At 70.1% G+C, this 19,871-nt stretch carries 13 protein-coding genes; 7 read left to right on the forward strand and 6 right to left on the reverse strand.

Annotation, left to right across the window (positions count from 1 at the left end; genetic code table 11):
• Positions 1–34: 34 nt before the first annotated feature.
• On the reverse strand, positions 35–3,580 hold the full coding sequence (gene dnaE, locus AC5P1B_RS16135) for a DNA polymerase III subunit alpha (RefSeq protein ID WP_493887817.1): 3,546 nt from the start codon (positions 3,578–3,580) through the stop codon (positions 35–37).
• A gap of 121 nt (positions 3,581–3,701) precedes the next feature.
• Between dnaE and AC5P1B_RS16140 the strand changes: the two genes are divergently transcribed.
• From AC5P1B_RS16140 to AC5P1B_RS16160, 5 genes are all read left to right on the forward strand, one after another.
• The gene (locus AC5P1B_RS16140; RefSeq protein ID WP_493887819.1) at positions 3,702–5,096 is read left to right on the forward strand and encodes a DUF2252 domain-containing protein; all 1,395 of its coding nucleotides are present in this window, start codon (positions 3,702–3,704) and stop codon (positions 5,094–5,096) included.
• 75 nt (positions 5,097–5,171) lie between these two features.
• The gene (locus AC5P1B_RS16145) at positions 5,172–6,239 is read left to right on the forward strand and encodes a DsbA family protein (protein ID WP_493887820.1); all 1,068 of its coding nucleotides are present in this window, start codon (positions 5,172–5,174) and stop codon (positions 6,237–6,239) included.
• A gap of 242 nt (positions 6,240–6,481) precedes the next feature.
• Positions 6,482–7,168, forward strand: coding sequence for a hypothetical protein (locus AC5P1B_RS16150; RefSeq protein WP_493887821.1), 687 nt, complete (start codon positions 6,482–6,484; stop codon positions 7,166–7,168).
• Positions 7,169–7,255: 87 nt separating this feature from the next.
• Entirely contained in the window at positions 7,256–8,095 is an 840-nt protein-coding gene (locus tag AC5P1B_RS16155; RefSeq protein WP_493887822.1) for a thioredoxin domain-containing protein, read from the forward strand.
• 102 nt (positions 8,096–8,197) lie between these two features.
• A complete protein-coding gene (locus AC5P1B_RS16160) occupies positions 8,198–9,832 on the forward strand; it encodes an alkaline phosphatase D family protein (RefSeq protein ID WP_493887823.1) in 1,635 nt (544 codons plus the stop codon).
• Between the two features lie 33 nt (positions 9,833–9,865).
• Here the strand turns inward: AC5P1B_RS16160 and AC5P1B_RS16165 are convergent, their stop codons facing one another.
• Complete coding sequence (locus AC5P1B_RS16165) at positions 9,866–10,447, reverse strand: dienelactone hydrolase family protein (RefSeq protein WP_493887936.1); 582 nt, start codon at positions 10,445–10,447, stop codon at positions 9,866–9,868.
• 92 nt (positions 10,448–10,539) lie between these two features.
• Between AC5P1B_RS16165 and AC5P1B_RS16170 the strand changes: the two genes are divergently transcribed.
• Positions 10,540–11,658 (forward strand): mechanosensitive ion channel family protein, encoded by a 1,119-nt coding sequence (locus tag AC5P1B_RS16170; protein ID WP_493887824.1) that lies wholly within the window; start codon positions 10,540–10,542, stop codon positions 11,656–11,658.
• Here the strand turns inward: AC5P1B_RS16170 and AC5P1B_RS16175 are convergent.
• From AC5P1B_RS16175 to AC5P1B_RS16190, 4 genes are all read right to left on the reverse strand, one after another.
• Positions 11,623–13,212, reverse strand: coding sequence for a Na+/H+ antiporter (locus tag AC5P1B_RS16175; protein ID WP_493887825.1), 1,590 nt, complete (start codon positions 13,210–13,212; stop codon positions 11,623–11,625). The genes AC5P1B_RS16170 and AC5P1B_RS16175 overlap by 36 nt on opposite strands.
• Before the next feature lie 86 nt (positions 13,213–13,298).
• Positions 13,299–14,240 carry an RluA family pseudouridine synthase gene (locus AC5P1B_RS16180; RefSeq protein WP_493887827.1) on the reverse strand — a complete coding sequence of 314 codons (942 nt, stop codon included), beginning with the start codon at positions 14,238–14,240 and terminating at the stop codon, positions 13,299–13,301.
• A gap of 114 nt (positions 14,241–14,354) precedes the next feature.
• Positions 14,355–14,933: a signal peptidase II gene (gene lspA / locus AC5P1B_RS16185; RefSeq protein WP_493887829.1), complete on the reverse strand. Its 579-nt coding sequence runs from the start codon at positions 14,931–14,933 to the stop codon at positions 14,355–14,357.
• Between the two features lie 83 nt (positions 14,934–15,016).
• On the reverse strand, positions 15,017–15,913 hold the full coding sequence (locus tag AC5P1B_RS16190; RefSeq protein WP_493887830.1) for a TraR/DksA family transcriptional regulator: 897 nt from the start codon (positions 15,911–15,913) through the stop codon (positions 15,017–15,019).
• A gap of 621 nt (positions 15,914–16,534) precedes the next feature.
• On the opposite strand from AC5P1B_RS16190, the gene ileS reads away from it, so the two are divergent.
• The gene (ileS, locus tag AC5P1B_RS16195) at positions 16,535–19,681 is read left to right on the forward strand and encodes an isoleucine--tRNA ligase (RefSeq protein WP_493887831.1); all 3,147 of its coding nucleotides are present in this window, start codon (positions 16,535–16,537) and stop codon (positions 19,679–19,681) included.
• Positions 19,682–19,871: the final 190 nt, after the last annotated feature.

The raw sequence follows: 19,871 nt of genomic DNA on the forward strand, positions 1-19,871 counted from the left end.
GCTCCCCTCCCCCGCGCGTTGAGCCGGACACGGCCTACGCCCCCAGGCAGGACGGCCCGAGCAGCACCTTCAGGTCGCCGAAGAGGGCCGGGTCGGCGGTGACCCGGTGCCGGTCGAGCCGCAGCACGGTGGTCTTCCGCGCGCCCTGGAGCTTGATCCGCACCTCGGTGGCGCCCCGGTGGTGGGTCAGCACCTCACCCAGCTTCTCCACCAGCGGCGGGGTGACCTTCACGGTCGGGATGGTGATGGTGACCGGCGCGTCGGCGGACGCCTCGGACAGGTCGGGGACCATCAGCTCCATCGCGACGAGCCGGGGGACGTCCTCGCGCTTGTCAAGACGCCCCTTGACGAAGACGACGGTGTCCTCGACGAGTTGGGTGGAGACGAGCTGGTAGGTGGCGGGGAAGAACATGCAGTCGATGGAGCCCGCCAGGTCCTCCACGGTCGCGATGGCCCAGGCGTTGCCCTGCTTGGTCATCTTGCGCTGGAGGCCGGAGATGATGCCGCCGATGGTGACGATCGCGCCGTCCGCGTGCTCGCCGCCGGTGAGCTGCGCGATGGCCGCGTCGGCCTTGTCGTTCAGGACGTGCTCGATGCCGAACAGCGGGTGGTCGGAGACGTAGAGCCCGAGCATCTCGCGCTCCTGGGCGAGCAGATACGCCTTGTCCCACTCGATGTCGGAGAACTCCACATCGAGCCCGAAGCCGGGTCCTTCGTCGGCTCCGCCCTCGTCTCCCATGCCGCCGAAGAGGTCGAACTGGCCCTCGGCCTCCTTGCGTTTCACCGCGACCACATTGTCGATCATGGTCTCGTAGTGCGCGATGAGCCCCTTGCGGGTGTGGCCCATCTCGTCGAAGGCGCCCGCCTTGATCAGTGACTCGGTGGTGCGCTTGTTGCAGGCCGCCGCCTCGACTTTGTCGAGGTAGTCGGGGAAGGAGCCGTACTTCCCCTTCGCCTTCCGACTGCGGATGATCGACTCGACGACGTTCTGGCCGACGTTGCGGACGGCGGTGAGCCCGAAGAGGATCACGTCGTCGCCTTGCGCCGCGAAGTTCGCCTCGGACTCATTGACGTTCGGCGGCAGCACCCTGATGCCCATCCGGCGGCACTCGTTGAGGTAGATCGCGGACTTGTCCTTGTCGTCGCGCACCGAGGTGAGCAGCGCCGACATGTACTCGGCGGGGTAGTTCGCCTTGAGGTACGCCGTCCAGTACGTGACGAGGCCGTACGCGGAGGAGTGGGCCTTGTTGAACGCGTAACCGGCGAAGGGGACCAGCACGTCCCACACGGCCTGGATCGCCTCGTCGGAGTAGCCGCGGTCACGGCAGCCCTGCCGGAAGGGCACGAACTCCTTGTCGAGGACTTCCTGCTTCTTCTTGCCCATCGCGCGGCGCAGCAGGTCGGCCTGGCCGAGGGAGTACCCGGCGAGGACCTGGGCGGCCTTCTGTACCTGCTCCTGGTACACGATGAGGCCGTAGGTGATGCCGAGGACCTCCTTCAGGGGCTCCTCAAGCTCCGGGTGGATCGGGGTGATCTCCTGCTGGCCGTTCTTGCGCAGCGCGTAGTTCGTGTGCGAGTTCATGCCCATCGGGCCCGGCCGGTACAGCGCGGAGACGGCGGAAATGTCCTCGAAGTTGTCGGGCTTCATCAGCCGCAGCAGCGAGCGCATCGGGCCGCCGTCGAACTGGAAGACGCCCAGGGTGTCGCCGCGGCACAGCAGCTCATAGGTCTTCGGGTCATCGAGCGGCAGCGACAGCAGCTCGATGTCGACGCCCTTGTTGCGCTTGATGAGCTTGACCGCGTCATCCATGATCGTCAGGTTGCGCAGGCCCAGGAAGTCCATCTTCAGCAGGCCGAGGTCTTCACAGGTGGGGTAGTCCCACTGGGTGATCGTCACCCCGTCGGAATGCCGCACCCAGACCGGGACGTGGTCCGTGATGGTCTCACTGGACATGATCACGCCTGCCGCGTGCACGCCCATCTGCCGGACCAGGCCCTCGACGCCCTTCGCCGTGTCGATGACCTTCTTCACGTCCGGCTCGTTCTCGTACATCGCCCGGACCTCGCCCGCCTCGCTGTAGCGCGGGTGTGAGGGGTCCGTGATGCCGTCGAGGTTGATGCCCTTGCCGAGGACGTCGGCGGGCATGGCCTTGGTGATGCGGTCGCCCATCGCGTACGGGTAGCCCAGGACGCGGGAGGAGTCCTTGATCGCGTTCTTCGCCTTGATCGTGCCGTACGTGCCGATCATGGCGACCTTGTCGGCCCCGTACTTCTCGGTCACGTACCGGATGACTTCCGCGCGCCTGCGCTCGTCGAAGTCGATGTCGACATCCGGCATCGAGACGCGCTCGGGGTTCAGGAACCGCTCGAAGATCAGCCCGTGCTCGATCGGGTCGAGGTCGGTGATCCCCATCGCGTACGAGACGATCGAGCCCGCCGCCGAACCACGGCCGGGGCCGACCGCGATTCCGTTGTTCTTCGCCCACATGATGAAGTCGGCGACCACCAGGAAGTACCCGGGGAAGCCCATCTGGATGATGACGTCCATCTCGTACTCGACGAGCTTCTGCCGGTCCTCGGGCACCCCGTTCGGATACCGGCGGGCCATGCCCCGCTTGACCTCCTCCTGGAACCAGGAGACCTCCGTGAAGCCCTCGGGGACGTCGAAGCGCGGCATCAGGTCCCGCTTCTCGAACCACCCGGTGGTGTCGATCTGCTGCGCCACCAGCAGCGTGTTCGCACACCCCTGCTGCCAGGCGTCGGAGGAGTCCACCGCGTACATCTCCTCGGTCGACTTCAGGTAGTAACCCGAGCCGCCGAACCGGAACCGGTCCGGGTCGGAGATGTTCTTGCCGGTCTGGATGCACAGCAGCGCGTCATGCGCCGACGCCTCATGCGCGTACGTGTAATGCGAGTCGTTCGTGACGAGCGGCGGAATGTCCAGCTTCTTCCCGATCTCCAGCAGGCCGTCACGCACCCGCTTCTCGATATCGAGACCGTGGTCCATCAGCTCCAGGAAATACCGGCCCTTCCCGAAGATGTCCTGGTACTCCGCCGCCGCCTTCAGGGCCTCGTCGAAATGCCCCAGCCGCAACCGCGTCTGCACCTCACCCGAGGGGCACCCCGTCGAGGCGATCAGCCCCTGCGCGTGCTGGGCGATCACTTCCTTGTCCATCCGGGGCCACTTCGTCAGCCACCCCTCCTTGTAGGCGTCCGACGACAACCGGAACAGGTTGTGCAGCCCCGTCTTGTCCGCCGCCCAGATCGTCTTGTGCGTATAGCCACCCGAACCCGAGACGTCATCGCGCTTCTGATGCGGCTGGCCCCACTGGATACGCCGCTTGTTCCGCCGCGACTCCGGCGCCACGTACGCCTCGATCCCGATGATCGGCGTGATCCCGGCCTTCGTCGCCTGCTGGTAGAAGTCATACCCACCGTGCAGGTTGCCGTGATCGGTCATCGCGATATGCGACATGCCCATATTCGAGCAGGCCTCGAACATGTCCTTCAGCCGCGCCGCACCATCCAGCAGCGAATACTGAGTGTGCACATGCAGATGCGTAAAGGGCGGCTTGGCCACGGTGGAAGACCTCCGGCGAACAGTGGGTGACGGCTTTGGTCCCCTCCTCCCCGCAGGGTGTGCCAGGAGGGAAAGATGGCTCCGAAGTCTACGTCGGACGACCGACAACCGGCGGGCACTCGTGGGTACCCTCACGCGTTGGCACCGATGGGACACCAGTTCCACGCGACACACCCCAGGAGGACCACCGATGGCGATCGAGCACGCCCAGGCCGCGCAGCGCGGCGAGCAGATTCTCGCCGTCTTCGACACCGCCTTCGGCGAACTGCTCGCCGCCGACCCGGCCGCCTTCCGGGTCAAGTTCCGGAAGATGGCCGCTTCCGCCTTCGCCTTCTACCGGGGCACCGCCAGCCTGTTCTACGGCGACCTGGAGGCCGAGCGGGACCACGGGCCCTACCTGGACGAGCGCACCAGCCGGGTCTGGATTCACGGTGACCTGCACGCCGAGAACTTCGGCACGTACATGGACGCCAACGGCCGTCTGATCTTCAACGTCAACGATTTCGACGAGGCGTACGTCGGCCCCTTCACCTGGGACCTCAAGCGCTTCGCCGCCTCCGTCGCGCTGATCGGCTACACCAAGGCGCTGAGCGACGAGACGATCAGCACCCTGGTGCGCACCTACGCCGCCGCCTACCGCGAGCGGATCTCGGCGCTGGCCTCCGGCGCCAAGGACGACGAGGTGCCGCCGTTCACCCTGGACACCGCCGACGGGCCGCTGCTCGGCGCGCTGCGGGACGCCCGCGCGCTGACCCGTTTCGGGCTGCTCGACTCGATGACCGAGATCCGCGACTTCGAGCGCCGGTTCACCTCGGGCGGCGGGGCCATCGAGCTGGACGCCGCCACCCGGTACAAGGTCCTCGCCGCCTTCGACGGCTATCTGGAGACGCTGCCCGAGTCGAGCCTGGACCACCCCGACTCCTACCGCGTCAAGGACGTCGTCGGCCGCCGTGGCATCGGCATCGGCAGCGCGGGGCTGCCCTCGTACAACATCCTCCTCGAAGGCAACAGCGACGCCCTGGAGAACGATGTCGTCATCTACATGAAGCAGGCGCAGACCCCCGCGGTCTCCCGGCACATCACCGACGAGCGGGTGCGCGGCTACTTCCAGCACGAGGGCCATCGCACGGTCATCTCGCAGCGTGCCCTCCAGGCGCACGCCGACCCGTGGCTGGGCTGGACGGAGCTGGACGGCTCCGGCCAGCTCGTCGCCGAGGTCTCGCCGTACGCGGTGGACCTCGACTGGTCCGACCTCGACGACCTGGACGAGATCACCCAGGTCATCGCCGACCTGGGGCGCGCCACGGCGACGATGCACGCGGCGGCCGACGACGAGAGCGGCCACTCGCTGGTCCCGTTCTCCACCGAGCGCGCCATCGACGCGGCCATCGCCGCCGACGAGGGCGGTTTCGCCGAGCTGCTGGTGGACTTCGCGCACTCCTACGGCGCCCGGGCGCGGGCCGACCACCAGACCTTCGTCGACCTGTTCCGCAACGGCGCCATCCCCGGCGTGTGACGCCGCCGGGGCATCCGGGACCAGCCGGCTCCCAGGTGCCCCGGCCGCCGCCGACCGCGGCTAGTGTTGCTCGCCATGCAGCCAGGTCAGCAGCAGCCCGGGGGAGAGCGGAACCCGCAGGGCCAGCACCCCACCAGCCCGCCGTCCCCGCCCACGCCTCCTCTCCAGCCTCCGGGCCCCCCTCCGGCTGCCCAGCAGCCCGGCGCGTACCCGCAACAGCCGGGGCCGCCCCCGCAGCCCGGGCAGGGCGCCCCGCAGTGGAACACCCCCGGCTCGCCCGGCGGGCCGCAGCCGCCGCAGCCTCCGCAGGACAAGAAGCGCCAGACGGCCATCGTGGCCGCCGTGGCGGCGGTCGCCATCGCCGCTGTGGTCGGCGGCGTCCTCGTGCTGGGTGGTGGTGGCGACGACAGCGGCAAGGACAGCGCGAAGGACGGGGCCAAGCCGCCCATCGGCGCACCGGAGGCGCCGGGTGGCAAGGCGGACGAGCCGGTCGACGGCGACCCCGGAGGCGCGGGCAGCACGGGTGGCACCGGCGGCTCGGGGGGCGACGCCCCGGCCGGTGACGTGGTGCAGCCCGCGAACAGCTCCGGCGTGGCCGGCACCACGGTCGTCGTCGGCAAGCCGGGCGCCAAGGACACCCTCGACATCTACGAGGACCTGCGGTGCCCGCCCTGCTCGAACTTCGAGCAGAACGTCGGCGGGACCATCGTGAAGGACATCAAGTCGGGCAAGTACAAGGCGTCCTTCCACCTGGCCACCTTCCTCGACACGTCCTTCGGCGGCAGCGGCTCGAAGAACGCGCTCAGCGCGCTCGGCGCCGCACTGAACGTCAGCCCCGACGCCTTCGTCGACTACAAGAAGGCGCTCTACGCCAAGGGCAACCACCCGGCGGAGCACGCCGACTCCTTCGCCGAGGACTCCTACCTGCTGAAGATCGCCGGGCAGGTCCCCGCGCTCAAGGGCGACGCGAAGTTCCAGAGCGACGTGCGCGCCGGGACGTATGACGCGTGGGCGAAGAAGATGTCCGACGCCTTCAACGAGAGCGGGGTGCCGAGCACGCCGACCCTCAAGCTCAACGGCGAGCAGCTGACCACCCCGGCGACCGCCGAGGAGTTCACGGCGGCGGTGGACAGCCGGCTGTAGGCGACGGTCACCGCCGCGCGGCCCGGCCGCGCGGCGGCCGCCGGTTCACCGGCTGCGGCACCGTGCGCGCCGGAGGTCGCGGGACGGCGTCAACGGGGCCGCCCGCGGCCGCCGTACAGGCTCCGGCCGGGGCCGCGAAAAACGTCGCCGCGACCCGTCCCACCAGCCCGGCAGCCGTGCTGCCGCAGTGATGCACAATCTTGACACGACGCTTACAGCCAACCGTGGCACACTCTCCCGCGATGGACATATCGGCGGCACGACTGCGAGCGGTACGCGCGGCGCTGTTCACAGCGCTGTGCGTGACGCTGTCCGCCGCTTCCCACGTGCTGCTCTCCCGGGCCCCGCTCCCCCTGCCGACCGTCGCGCTGCTGTGCGTGGCCGTCTTCGGCATCGCCTACGCGCTGGCGGGGCGCGAGCGCGGCTACGGGCACATAGCGGCCCTGCTGATACCGCTGGAGCTGGCGGCCGACACCGTCTTCACTACCGGCCAGCACGCCTGTTACGGACAGGCCGGCGGGCCCGTCGCCGGACCGCTGCGCACCATGGGCGTCGACCTGCTGTGCCGGGGCGGCGACGTCGGCACCCCGCTGGCCCACCTGACCGCGAACGGCGGCGGCACCGCGGCCGCCGTCTCGGCCAACGCCAACTCGGCGGCCCCCTGGCTGCTGCTCGCCGCGCACATCGCGGTCGGCCTGATCGGCGCCGCCTGGCTGCGCCGCGGCGAGGCCGCACTCGGCCAGCTGCTGCGGGCCGTCACCGCGCTGGCCTTCCGCCCCCTGCTGGTGGCGGTGGCCGCGGTCACGACGGACCGGCCGCCCCGTTCCGCCGCACGCTCCGCGTACCGTCCGCTGACGGCACGCGCCCTCCCCCTCCTCCTGCACTCCGTCGTCAGACGCGGCCCTCCGCCGAGCCCGGCATTCGCCTGAGCACAGCGCCGCACCACCGCCGCACCGGCGTACACCGCCGACGGCTCGCGGTCACCTCTGACCTACGACGACGGAGAAGGCACAGTCATGAGCAACCGAAACAACCAGCAGAACAAGCAGGCCGCCCGTGAGCGGCTGCGCGCCGAGCGCGAGAAGCAGGCGAAGAAGGAGAAGGTGCGCCGCCAACTGATCGTCGGCGGCTCGATCGTGGCGGTTCTCGCTGTCGCGGGCGGCATCGGGGTCGCCGTGTCGAACATGGGTGGCGGCAGCGAGAACAGCAAGATGAGCAGCAAGGAGTGGAACGCCGCCGCCGCGAAGACGACGTTCGCCAAGCCCGCCAACACGACCGGTGACAAGGGCACGGCGATCGTCATCGGCGACAAGAAGGCCAAGGAGACCGTCGACCTGTACGAGGACCCGCGCTGCCCGGCCTGCGCGTCCTTCGAGCAGGGCGCCGGCCAGGTGCTGGACCAGCATGTGAAGGACGGCCGGTACAAGGTCCGCTTCGTCATGGTCAACTTCATCGATGACATGGCCACGGGCAGCGGCTCGAAGAACACCGTCAGCGCGCTCGGTGCCGCGCTGAACGTCAGCCCGGACGCCTTCCTTGAGTACAAGAAGGCGCTGTTCTCCGAGAAGAACCACCCCGACGAGCGCGACGACGCCTACTCGGATGACAAGAAGCTCATCGACATCGCGCAGCAGGTGCCCGCGCTGAAGGACAACAAGGCGTTCGACAAGGCTGTGAAGAACGGCACCTACGACAAGTGGGCGCTGGAGATGGGCAAGCTGTTCAAGAAGAACAACATCAGTGGCACGCCCGCCCTGATGCACGACGGTGACAAGATCACCGTTGACGGCAAGAACACGCCGATGGCCCCCGAGCAGTACGAGGCGGTCATGGACAAGCGGTTCCCGAAGAAGTAATCAGCGCCATGGCGACCTGAGAGCAGCGGGCGGACGAACTCTTCGTGTTTGTCCGGCCGCTGCTCTTATCAGCGGGGCTACCGGCCAGTATGGTCATCGGCCGTGACCTCTCAGGAACCGATATCCCGCCGCACCGCCGTCACGGCCGCCGCCGCGACCGCCGCGCTGCTGCCCCTCGCCTCCCTCTCCCCGGCGCACGCCGCCGCCGAGGGACCGGCCTTCCTCCATGGCGTCGCCTCCGGCGACCCGCTCCCCGACGGGGTGCTGCTGTGGACCCGGGTCACGCCCAGCCCTGACGCCGTGCCCGGCTCCGGCCTCGGCGCCGCCGTCGAGGTCGGCTGGCAGGTCGCCGAGGACAAGGACTTCGCCACGGTCGTCGCGCGCGGCAGCCTCAAGACGACCGCCACCGCCGACCACACCGTCAAGGCGGACGTGCGCGGCCTGCGCCCCGGCACCGCGTACCACTACCGCTTCACGGCGGGGGACGCGACGTCACCGGTGGGACGCACCCGTACCGCCCCGGCGCACGCGTCGGCGGTGAGCGGCGTACGGTTCGGCGTGGTCTCCTGCGCGAACTGGGAATCCGGCTACTTCTCGGCGTACCGGCACCTGGCGGCCCGCAAGGACCTGGACGCGGTGCTGCACCTCGGTGACTACCTCTACGAGTACCCCGCGGGCGCGTACCCGGAGCCGAAGTACGCCGTACGCAGGCACTCCCCCACCCACGAGATCGTCACGCTCGCCGATTACCGCACCCGGCACGGCACGTACAGGACGGACGCCGATCTGCTGGCGCTGCACGCGGCGCACCCGGTGATAGCGATCTGGGACGACCACGAGTTCGCCAACGACGCGTGGTCGGGCGGCGCGGAGAACCACACCCCGGGCACCGAGGGCGAGTGGGCGCGCCGGGTGGCCGCGGCGAAGCAGGCGTACTTCGAGTGGATGCCGGTGCGGCCCTCCACCGAGGGGACCACGTACCGCAGGCTGCGCTTCGGTTCGCTGGCCGATCTGCACCTGCTGGACCTGCGGTCGTTCCGCTCCCAGCAGGCGAAGGCGGGCGGCGGCGACGTGGACGACCCGGACCGTACGCTCACCGGCCGCGCCCAGCTCGACTGGCTGAAGTCCGGGCTCGCGGCGTCCGGCGCGGCGTGGAAGCTGGTCGGCACGTCGGTGATGATCTCGCCCTTCGCCTTCGGCTCGATCCCGGCCTACCTGCTGAAGCCGCTGGCGGAGCTGCTCGGGCTGCCGAAGGAGGGGCTCGCCGTCAACGCCGATCAGTGGGACGGCTACACCGACGACCGCCGCGAGCTGCTGGCCCACCTGCGGGACCGGGGCATCGGCAACACCGTCTTCCTCACCGGCGACATCCACATGGCGTGGGCCAACGACGTACCGGTGAAGGCCGCCACGTACCCCGCCTCGCCGTCGGCGGCGACCGAGTTCGTGGTGACCTCGGTCACCTCCGACAACATCGACGACCTGCTGCGCGTCCCGCCGCAGACGGTGTCCCTGGTCGCCGCGGGCGCGATCAAGGCCGCCAACCGGCACGTGAAGTGGGTGGACATGGACTCACACGGCTACGGCGTGCTGGACGTCACCGCCGAGCGGGCGCAGATGGACTACTTCACCGTCTCCGACAAGACCGCCCAGAACGCCACCACGGCGTGGACGCGTTCCTACCGGACCCTGTCGGGCACACAGCGAGTCGAACGCGCCGACCGGCCGGTGCGCTGACCCTCCCGCAGCGGGCACCCCGCCCCCGCGGCCCTACACCTCCCCCAGGAACCCCAGCGCGACCTTCCAGGTGGCCTCCGCCGCCTCCTCGTCGTAGTCGGGGAGGTCCGGGTCGGTGAAGAGGTGGCCGGCGCCGGGGTAGCGGTAGACCTCGATGTCGGCGCCCACCCGGCCCATCCGCAGGTACCAGGCGTTCAGCCAGTCGTGCGGCTCGAACGGGTCGGGGTCGGCGACGTGCAGCTGGACGGGCAGCTCGTCGGTGGCCGTGTCGTCGGCGATGTCTGAGGTGCCGTGCAGCAGAAGCAGGCCGCGCGCCTTGGTGTCGGCGAGGGCCAGGTTCTGCGCGATGGAGCCGCCGAGGGAGAAGCCCGCGTAGACGATGCCGCGGTCGGAGAGCGGGGCGACGGCGCGTACGGCCCGGCGCAGCAGCTCGTCCTTGCCGATCTCGTCCTTGATGGCCATGCCGTCTTCCACGGTCTCGGAGGTTCGGCCGTCGTACAGGTCGGGCACGTGCACCTCATGGCCGGCCGTGCGGAACCGCTCAGCGGCCGCGTGGACGGCCGGGCGCAACCCGTAAGCCGAGTGGAAGAGGACAATCGTCGATGGCGGTGCCACTGCAGTCACATCCTGTCGCTGGATCGTACGTTCCCCATCGTGCCAGTTACGGTGGCAGACGGTTGTCCACCCAAAGAGGAGCTGAGTAGTCCATGGAGGACGTGCTGCGACCGCTGATCGTGATCGGCGGGTCCTTCACGCTCACCGTCATCGTCGGCTGGCTGGTCGACCGTCTGCTGGTCAAGACCGACGAACGGCATCCGGAGACGCCGCTGTGGGGGCTGCTGCGGCGATGCCGGATACCTCTCCAGGTCGTGCTGTGCACGGGGCTGGTCCACGGCTCGTACCGCGAGACGCACCTGCTCGACAAGGACAAGCACTGGAACGCGGTCGGCCTTGTCCTCACCCTGGTCCTCATCGTCGCGGTCGCCTGGGTGGCGGTCCGGATGGCCGCCGCCGTGATCGAGTCGAGTTACGCGCGGTACGCGATGGGGCGCCGCGACCCGGCGCGGGCCCGCCGGGTGCGCACCCAGCTGACGCTGATCCAGCGCGTGGTGACCGCCGTGGTGGGGGTCGTCGCCGCTTCGGTGGTGCTGCTCCAGTTCCCCGTGATGAGCGCGTTCGGCACCTCGATGCTGGCCTCGGCCGGTGTGCTGGGTGTCGTCGCCGGTATCGCGGCCCAGTCGACGCTCGGCAATCTCTTCGCGGGCTTGCAGATCGCCTTCGGCGACACGGTCCGCATCGGTGACACGGTGGTGGTCGAGGGCGAGTGGGGCACGGTCGATGAGATCACTCTCACCTTCCTCGTGGTCCGCACCTGGGACGAGCGGATGATCACCATGCCGGTCTCGTACTTCACCAGCAAGCCGTTCGAGAACTGGTCGCGCGGCGGGGCGCAGATGACCGGCACGGTCTTCTTCCAGCTCGATCACTCGGCGCCGATCGAGAAGATGCGTGAGCGGCTGGACACCATTCTGCGGGACTGCGACGCCTTCGACGGCCGCGCGTGGAACCTGGTGGTCACCGACACCACGCCGAGCACCATCGAGGTGCGCGCGCTGGCCACCGCCGTGAACGCGGACGACCTGTGGACGGTGCGCTGCGAGGTCCGCGAGCGGATGCTGACCTGGCTGCGCGAGGAGCATCCGTACGCGCTGCCGCGCATACTCACCGCTCCGGCGCCCGGGGCGGACACCGGCGCCCGCCAGGTCCCGGCCCAGTCGGCGGGGCAGCGGTCAGGTCCGGAGGCTGCGGACGTCGAGCTGCCGTAGCACGCGGTCGACGACCTCGGGGTCGGCGCCTGGTTCGCTGCGCGCGGACAGCACCTCGTGGCGCGCCGCGGACAACAGCTCGCCGTGGATGCGCTGCAGGCGCCTGAGGCGGTCCACGCGCTTTTCGTGGCTCACCCGCCGGTCCTCGTCCACGATGTCCGGGCTGATGCGCGCGCCGAGGTCGTACGCGCGGCGGGCGAGCTGTTCGAGGAGTTCGTCGGGCAGGTCCTCGGCCTCTTCGATCTCCTTGAGCCTGCGCCGGGTCACCTTCAGCACGCGCAGGGCCAGCTCCCGCTCGAAGGCTTCCTCCGCGCCGTTGTCGGAGCGCACCCGCAACCTCTTGACCAGCCAGGGAAGGGTCAGGCCCTGGAAGATGAGGGTGCCGAGCACGACGGAGAAGGCGATGAAGACCATCTCCTCACGGGCCGGGAAGTCGCCACCGCCGTCGACGCTGTACGGGATGGCGAGGGCCAGTGCGACGGAGGCGACCCCGCGCATCCCCGCCCACCACATGACGACGGTCTCCCGCCAGCTCATGGGGATGTCCTCGTCGTAGTCCCTGCGGCGGTGCAGCCGCTTGGCGAGCCACGCGGCGGGCAGCAGCCACAGCAGCCGTACGCCCACGACGACCCCGACGATGGCCGCCCCTGAGCCGAGCATCTCCCGCCAGCGGCCGGAGGCCGTGCCGAAGACGTTGTGCAGCTCCAGACCGATCAGGCCGAAGGCGACACCGGTGACGAGGGTGTCGATGATCTCCCAGAAGGTGTTTCCCGCCAGCCGCCCCAGCACGTCGTCGGCGTCCACCGCGTGCTCCGAGAGGAAGAGGGCCGTGGTCAGCACCGCGAGTACGCCGGAGCCTCCGAACTCCTCAGCGAGGACGTAGGAGGCGAAGGGCACCAGCAGCGTCAGCCCGATCTGCAGGGTCGGGTCGCCGAGCAGGCCGATCAGCCTGCCTGCCGCCCAGCCCAGGGCGAGCCCGACAGCGACGGCGACGACGGCGGAGAGCAGCAGGGCCGCGGCCGCCTTCGGAAGGGAGAAGCTGCCGCTGACGGCGGCGGCGATGGCCACGTGGTACAGCACGATCGCGGTGACGTCGTTGAAGAGCCCTTCGCCCTCCAGGATCGAGACCATGCGGCGCGGCAGGCCCAGCCTGCCCGCGACGGCCGTGGCGGCGACCGGGTCCGGCGGGGCGACGAGCGCGCCGAGCGCCACGGCGGCGGCGAGGGGCAGCCCGGGGACGATGGCGTGCGCGAGGGCGGCCACGGCCGCGGTGGTCACGAAGACCAGGGCGACGGCGAGCAGGAAGATCGCTCGTCTGTTGGCCGCGAACTGGCGCCAGGAGGTGCGCTGCACGGCCGCGTACAGCAGTGGAGGCAGCACCAGCGGCAGAATCAGCTCGGGAGGCACCTCGACGTTCGGCACGAACGGCACCAGCGCGAGGACGATGCCGCACAGCGTCATCAGTACCGGTGGCGGCAGTCCGAGCCGTTGCCCGACGGGAACCATGACGACGGCCCCCAGCAGCAGGAAGAGCAGCAGGGCGAACTGGTGCACGGGCCGCGTCCTCCCGTCGGGTCAGTCGATCACGGCATCAAGCCTGCCATGACATACGACATGAGCCCCACCCGGCGCTGCTGTCGCTACTCGCTCTCCGCCCGCACCCGGTCCAGCGAGTCCTGCAGGTCCTGCGGATACGCGCTCTCGAACTCCACCCAGCGCCCGTCCGCGGGGTGCTCGAAGCTGAGCCGGACCGCGTGCAGCCACTGCCTGCCCACCCCGAGCCGCTTGGCCAGCGTCGGGTCGGCGCCGTAGGTGAGGTCGCCGACGCAGGGGTGCCGGTGTGCGGCCATGTGGACGCGGATCTGGTGGGTGCGGCCGGTCTCCAGCTTGATGTCGAGGAGGCTGGCGGCGCGGAACGCCTCGATGATGTCGTAATGCGTCACGCTCGGCTTGCCCTCGGCGGTCACCGCCCACTTGTAGTCGGCGGTGGGGTGCCGGCCGATGGGAGCGTCGATCGTCCCGCTCATCGGGTCCGGGTGGCCCTGCACCAGCGCGTGGTAGCGCTTGTCGACCGTACGCTCCCGGAACTGCTGCTTGAGCAGGGTGTAGGCGCGCTCGGACTTGGCGACGGCCATCAGCCCCGAGGTGCCCACGTCCAGCCGGTGCACGATGCCCTGGCGCTCCGCCGCGCCGGAGGTCGAGACGCGGTAACCGGCGGCGGCCAGTCCGCCGATGACGGTGGTGCCGCTCCAGCCGGGGCTCGGGTGCGCGGCGACGCCGACCGGCTTGACGACGACCACGATGTCCTCGTCGTCGTGCACGATCTCCATGCCCTCGACGGGCTCGGCGACGATCCGTACGGGTGGCGCGGCCTGCGGCATCTCCACCTCAAGCCAGGCGCCACCGGAAACCCGGTCGGACTTCCCGGCCTCGGCCCCGTCCACCTTGACCTTCCCGGACGCTGCCAGCTCGGCCGCCTTCGTGCGGGAAAAGCCGAACATACGGGCCAGCGCGGCATCGACGCGCTCGCCTTCAAGACCATCGGGTACGGGCAGGGTGCGGAACTCGGGAAGCGTACTCACCCGACGAGTATGCCGGACCGCGCGGACGCACTCGAACGCCCGACCTCTCCGGGACGGGCGACGGCCCCCGGCCGCCCTGGCCGCGGCGCCCCGGCCGCCGTCCGGTGCCCGGCCTCAGTCCTTGTGGACGGTGCCGTCCGGGTCGAGACCGCGGAAGGAGAGGATCACGATGAGGACGCCGCCGCAGACGATGGCGGAGTCGGCGAGGTTGAAGACCGCGAAGTTCGCGGGCGCGATGAAGTCGACCACCGCGCCCTCAAGCCCGCCCGGCGTACGGAAGACCCGGTCGGTCAGGTTGCCGAACGCGCCGCCGAGCAGCAGTCCCAGGGAGATCGCCCACGGCACGCTGTACAGCTTGCGGGCGATCCGGGCGATCACGACGATCACGATGGCGGCGATACAGGTGAAGACGATGGTCATCGCCTCGCCGAAGCTGAAGGCGGCGCCCCGGTTGCGGATCACCTCAAGCTGAAGCCAGCTGCCCAGGATCTCGACGGGGCCCTCGTTCTCCAGCTTCGCGACCACGATGATCTTCGTGACCAGGTCGAGCAGATAGGCGACGGCGGCCACCGCGAGCAGCACGGCGATCCGCCGCTTGCCCCGCGCCCCGTCCGTGCCCGGCTCCGCGGTGGCCCCGGCCTGCTCGGCCTTCTCCGGCTCTGGCGTTCCGATGGCCTGCTCCGCCTCTGTCACGTGATTCCCTCAACGTCGCTCTCCCCCGGGCGCCAAGCCACGCCTGGTGAGCACGAGGGTACGACACGCCCGGTAAGGCCCCGTCAGCGGCGTTCTTGCCGCTGCTTGCACTCCACGCACAGCGTCGCCCTGGGGAACGCCTGCACCCTCGCCTTTCCGATCGGCTTGCCGCAGTTCTCGCACAACCCGTACGTCCCGGCCTCCAGGCGCCCCAGCGCCCGCTCCGTCTGGAGCAGCATCTCCCGGGCATTCGTGGTCAGGGCCATCTCGTGCTCGCGCGTGACGTTCTTGCTGCCGGTGTCGGCCTGGTCGTCGCCCGCGCCGTCACCGGAGTCCCGCATCAGCCCGCTCAGCGCCTCCTCCGCGGCCTGGATCTCGTGCCGAAGCCGCTCGGCCTCCTCCGCGAGTCCCGCGCGGGCCTGCGCCACCTCATCCGCCGACCATGGGTCCTCGCCTGGCCGTACGGCCAGGTCACCGGGTTCGAGCGGGTCGCCCCCGCGGGCTTCCGGCACAGCCGTCGCCCCCGCTCCCGCCAGCTTGCCGGTCGACGCCCCACCCGGAGTCTTCTTCGCAGCCACCTTCTTGGCTCCCGTCTTCTTAGCGGGCACCGCCGTCCTGGCTGGTGCGGCCTTGTGGGCTGTGCTCTTCTTCGCCGGGGCCGCCACGGCTTGCGCGGCGGGCACGGCAGGCGCTTCCTCCAGTGCCGGGGTCCCGGCCGGGGGCTGTTCCGTCGTCGATGTCGTACGCGTCGTCCGCACGGTCTTCTCCGCAGGTGTCTTCCGGGCCGGAGCGGCCTCGTTCGCTGATGTCTCGTCGGCCGACGCGGCGTTCTCCGCTGACGCCGGTTCCTTCGCGGAAGCCGTCTCTGACGCCGGTTTCCTCGCGGGGGCCTTCTTCTTCGCCGGAGCACTCTTCTTCGCGGGTGCGGCCTTCCTCGCCGAATCCGTGGACTGGTTCACGGCGGTCTTCTTCGCCACCATGGCCGCGACCCCTTCACATACTGTGATCTTGTGCGCGAATCGTGCCGGAACGATAAAACGACTCCCAGCACGCGGCAACAGGGCACGCCGTCCCCCGGATGCCCGGGGGGACTCCCCCGCGGGAAGACGCGGTTTCCGGCGTTCTGCCTGGCAGGCCGTCTCATCCGTTGTGCCCCACCGCACGCCGGGTAATCCGTCCCACGAGGGAGCCCGCGCCGCGCCCTGTGGCGGCCCGGCGCCCGGCCGCCGGGCATTCGGCTCAGCCCCGGGGACCGGATGCCCCAGCGCGCACGAGCCCGGAAATACGGTCGGCCGCCGTCCGCACGCGCCGTACACTGGGCGTAGCGAGAGGCGTAGAAGGGGACGAGTAGCGCCGTACGCGACCATGAGCGAGCCGGGGACGGTGCGAGCCCGGGGGTCAGCGCGACGTGAAGATCACCCCAGAGCCGCCGGAAGAAAGCTCCCGAGTGGACGGGAGCGAGTAGACCTGGCAGCGCGACCCCAATGAGGGGGCCGGGAGCGGTGCTCACGGCCAAGGAGGGTGGTACCGCGGGAGCGATTTCGGCTCTCGTCCCTCCGACGGACCACGCAAGCCGTTCCGCCGGAGGAAGAGACACCTCAATGACCGCGCAGACCCCGCAGTACCGCCAGGTGCCCGCCCAGGTCGACCTGCCCGCGCTTGAGCACGCCGTGCTCGACTTCTGGCGCGAGAACAAGGTCTTCGCCCGCTCCCTCGATGAGTCCGCGGGCCGCCCCGAGTGGGTCTTCTACGAGGGCCCGCCCACCGCCAACGGCATGCCGGGCGCCCACCACATCGAGGCGCGCGTCTTCAAGGACGTCTTCCCGCGCTTCCGCACCATGCGCGGCTACCACGTCTCCCGCAAGGCGGGCTGGGACTGCCACGGCCTCCCGGTCGAGCTCGCCGTCGAGAAAGAGCTCGGCTTCAACGGCAAGCAGGACATCGAGGCGTTCGGCATCGCCGAGTTCAACGCCAAGTGCCGCGAGTCGGTGACCCGGCACACGGACGCCTTCGCCGAGCTGACCAGGCGCATGGGCTACTGGGTCGACCTCGACGAGGCGTACCGCACCATGGACCCGGAGTACGTGGAGTCCGTGTGGTGGTCCCTCAAGGAGATCCACGGCAAGGGCCTGCTCGTCGAGGACTACCGCGTCGCGCCCTGGTGCCCGCGCTGCGGCACCGGCCTGTCCGACCATGAGCTGGCGCAGGGTTACGAGACGGTCGTGGACCCCTCGGTCTTCGTCCGCTTCCCGCTGACCTCGGGGCCGCTGGCGGGCGAGGCGGCGCTGCTGGTGTGGACGACGACGCCGTGGACGCTGGTGTCGAACACGGCCGTCGCCGCCCACCCCGACGTCACCTACGTCGTCGCGACCAACGGCGAGGAGAAGCTCGTCGTCGCGCAGCCGCTGGTGAGCAAGGCCCTCGGCGAGGGCTGGGAGCCCACGGGGCAGACCTTCACCGGCCGGGAGATGGAGCGCTGGACGTACGAGCGTCCCTTCTCCCTCGTCGCCATCGACGACGCCCACTTCATCGTCAACGCCGACTACGTGACGACCGAGGACGGCACCGGCCTGGTCCACCAGGCGCCCGCCTTCGGTGAGGACGACCTCAAGACCTGCCGCGGCTACGGGCTGCCGGTGGTCAACCCGGTCCGTCCCGACGGCACCTTCGAGGGAGACCTCGACCTCGTCGGCGGCCAGTTCTTCAAGAAGGCGGACGAGGCGCTGACTGCCGACCTCGCCGCGCGCGGACTGCTGTTCCGGCACGTGCCGTACGAGCACAGCTACCCGCACTGCTGGCGCTGCCACACCGCGCTGCTCTACTACGCCCAGCCGTCCTGGTACATCCGCACCACGCAGGTCAAGGACGCCCTGCTGCGGGAGAACGAGAACACCAACTGGTTCCCCGGCTCGGTCAAGCACGGCCGCTTCGGCGACTGGCTCAACAACAACATCGACTGGGCGCTGTCCCGCAACCGCTACTGGGGCACCCCGCTGCCCATCTGGCGCTGCGCCGAGGGCCATCAGACCTGCGTCGGGTCGCTGTCCGAGCTGTCCGAGCTGACCGGCACCGACCAGCGCGGCCTCGACCCGCACCGCCCGTTCATCGACGCCGTCACCTTCACCTGCACCGCCGACGGCTGCGCGCTGGAGGCCGTCCGGGTCCCCGAGGTCATCGACGCCTGGTACGACTCGGGTTCGATGCCGTTCGCGCAGTGGGGCTACCCGTACAAGAACAAGGAGATCTTCGAGAAGCGCTATCCGGCGCAGTTCATCTCGGAGGCCATCGACCAGACCCGCGGCTGGTTCTACACCCTGATGGCCATCGGCACCCTGGTCTTCGACAAGTCCTCCTACGAGAACGTGGTCTGCCTGGGCCACATCCTCGCCGAGGACGGCCGCAAGATGTCCAAGCACCTGGGCAACATCCTGCAGCCGATCCCGCTGATGGACGAGCACGGGGCGGACGCCGTGCGGTGGTTCATGGCCGCCGGCGGCTCCCCGTGGGCGGCGCGCCGCGTCGGCCACAACACGATCCAGGAGGTCGTGCGCAAGACGCTGCTCACCTACTGGAACACGGTCGCCTTCCAGGCCCTGTACGCCCGCACCTGCGGCTGGGCCCCGAGCGCGGCCGACCCGGCCCCGGCCGAGCGCCCGCTGCTCGACCGCTGGGTGATGAGCGAGCTGCACGAGCTCACCGACCAGGTCACCGACGCCATGGAGGCCTACGACACGCAGCGCGCCGGAAAGCTGCTGTCGGCTTTCGTCGATGACCTGTCCAACTGGTACGTACGCCGCTCCCGCCGCCGCTTCTGGCAGGGCGACACCGCCGCGCTGCGCACGTTGCACGACGCGGTGGAGACCGTGACCCGGCTGCTCGCCCCGCTCGTCCCCTTCATCACCGAGCGCGTCTGGCAGGACCTGGTCGTCCCGGTCACCCCGGGCGCCCCCGACTCCGTGCACCTCGCCGCCTGGCCCGAGGCCGACCCGGCCCTGATCGACCCGGCCCTCTCGGAGCGGATGCTGCTGGTGCGCCGACTGGTCGAGCTGGGCCGCGCGACCCGCGCGGAGTCCGGCGTCAAGACCCGGCAGCCGCTGTCCCGCGCGCTGATCGCGGTGACCGGCTTCGACCAGCTCTCCCCCGAGCTGCGGGCGCAGATCACCGAAGAGCTGAACGTGACGGAGCTGGCGTCGCTGTCCGAGATCGGCGGCTCGCTGGTGGACACCTCGGCGAAGGCCAACTTCCGGGCGCTCGGCAAGCGGTTCGGCAAGGGCACCCAGGCCGTGGCCAAGGCCGTCGCCGACGCCGACGCCGCCGAGCTCTCCCTCGCCCTGCGCCACGGCACCGCTTCGGTGGAGGTCGACGGCGAGCGGGTGACCCTCTCCCCCGACGAGGTGATCATCACCGAGACGCCACGTGAGGGCTGGTCGGTCGCCTCCGACGCGGGCGCGACCGTCGCTCTCGACCTGGAGATCACCCCGGAACTGCGCCGCGCGGGTCTGGCCAGGGACGCGATCCGGCTGATCCAGGAGGCCCGTAAGAACAGCGGCCTCGATGTCGCCGACCGGATCGCGGTGCGCTGGACCGCGTCGGACGCCGAGACGGCCGAGGCGGTGGAGGAGCACGCGGGGCTGATCGCCGATGAGGTGCTGGCCACGGACTTCGCTCAGGGCGCGGCCGAGGACACCTACGGCTCACCCTTCTCGGACGAGGGCCTGGGACTGACGTTCCAGCTCCGTAAGGCGTAACGCCCGAAGGACAGTTCGCCCGCCCTCGCCCCGGTGTTCCGGGACGAGGGCGGGCTTCGTTGTTCCGGGCGGGCGGCGTCGTCGCTCGGGGACGCGGGCGGGCGTCTTCGCTCTGGGACGCGGACGGGTCGCCGCTCTGAGGTGCGGGCGGGCGTCTGCGCAGGCGTACGCGCCGGGGCGCCGGGTGAGA

The sequence above is a fragment of the Streptomyces sp. A01 genome (genome assembly GCF_059026195.1).

Coding starts and splice junctions, on each gene's coding strand:
- AC5P1B_RS16145 (WP_493887820.1), top strand. CDS start 5,172: ATGCAGCCAGGTCAGCAGCAGCCCGGGGGAGAGCGGAACCCGCAGGGC.
- AC5P1B_RS16150 (WP_493887821.1), top strand. CDS start 6,482: ATGGACATATCGGCGGCACGACTGCGAGCGGTACGCGCGGCGCTGTTC.
- AC5P1B_RS16155 (WP_493887822.1), top strand. CDS start 7,256: ATGAGCAACCGAAACAACCAGCAGAACAAGCAGGCCGCCCGTGAGCGG.
- AC5P1B_RS16170 (WP_493887824.1), top strand. CDS start 10,540: ATGGAGGACGTGCTGCGACCGCTGATCGTGATCGGCGGGTCCTTCACG.
- AC5P1B_RS16190 (WP_493887830.1), bottom strand. CDS start 15,913: ATGGTGGCGAAGAAGACCGCCGTGAACCAGTCCACGGATTCGGCGAGG.
- ileS (WP_493887831.1), top strand. CDS start 16,535: ATGACCGCGCAGACCCCGCAGTACCGCCAGGTGCCCGCCCAGGTCGAC.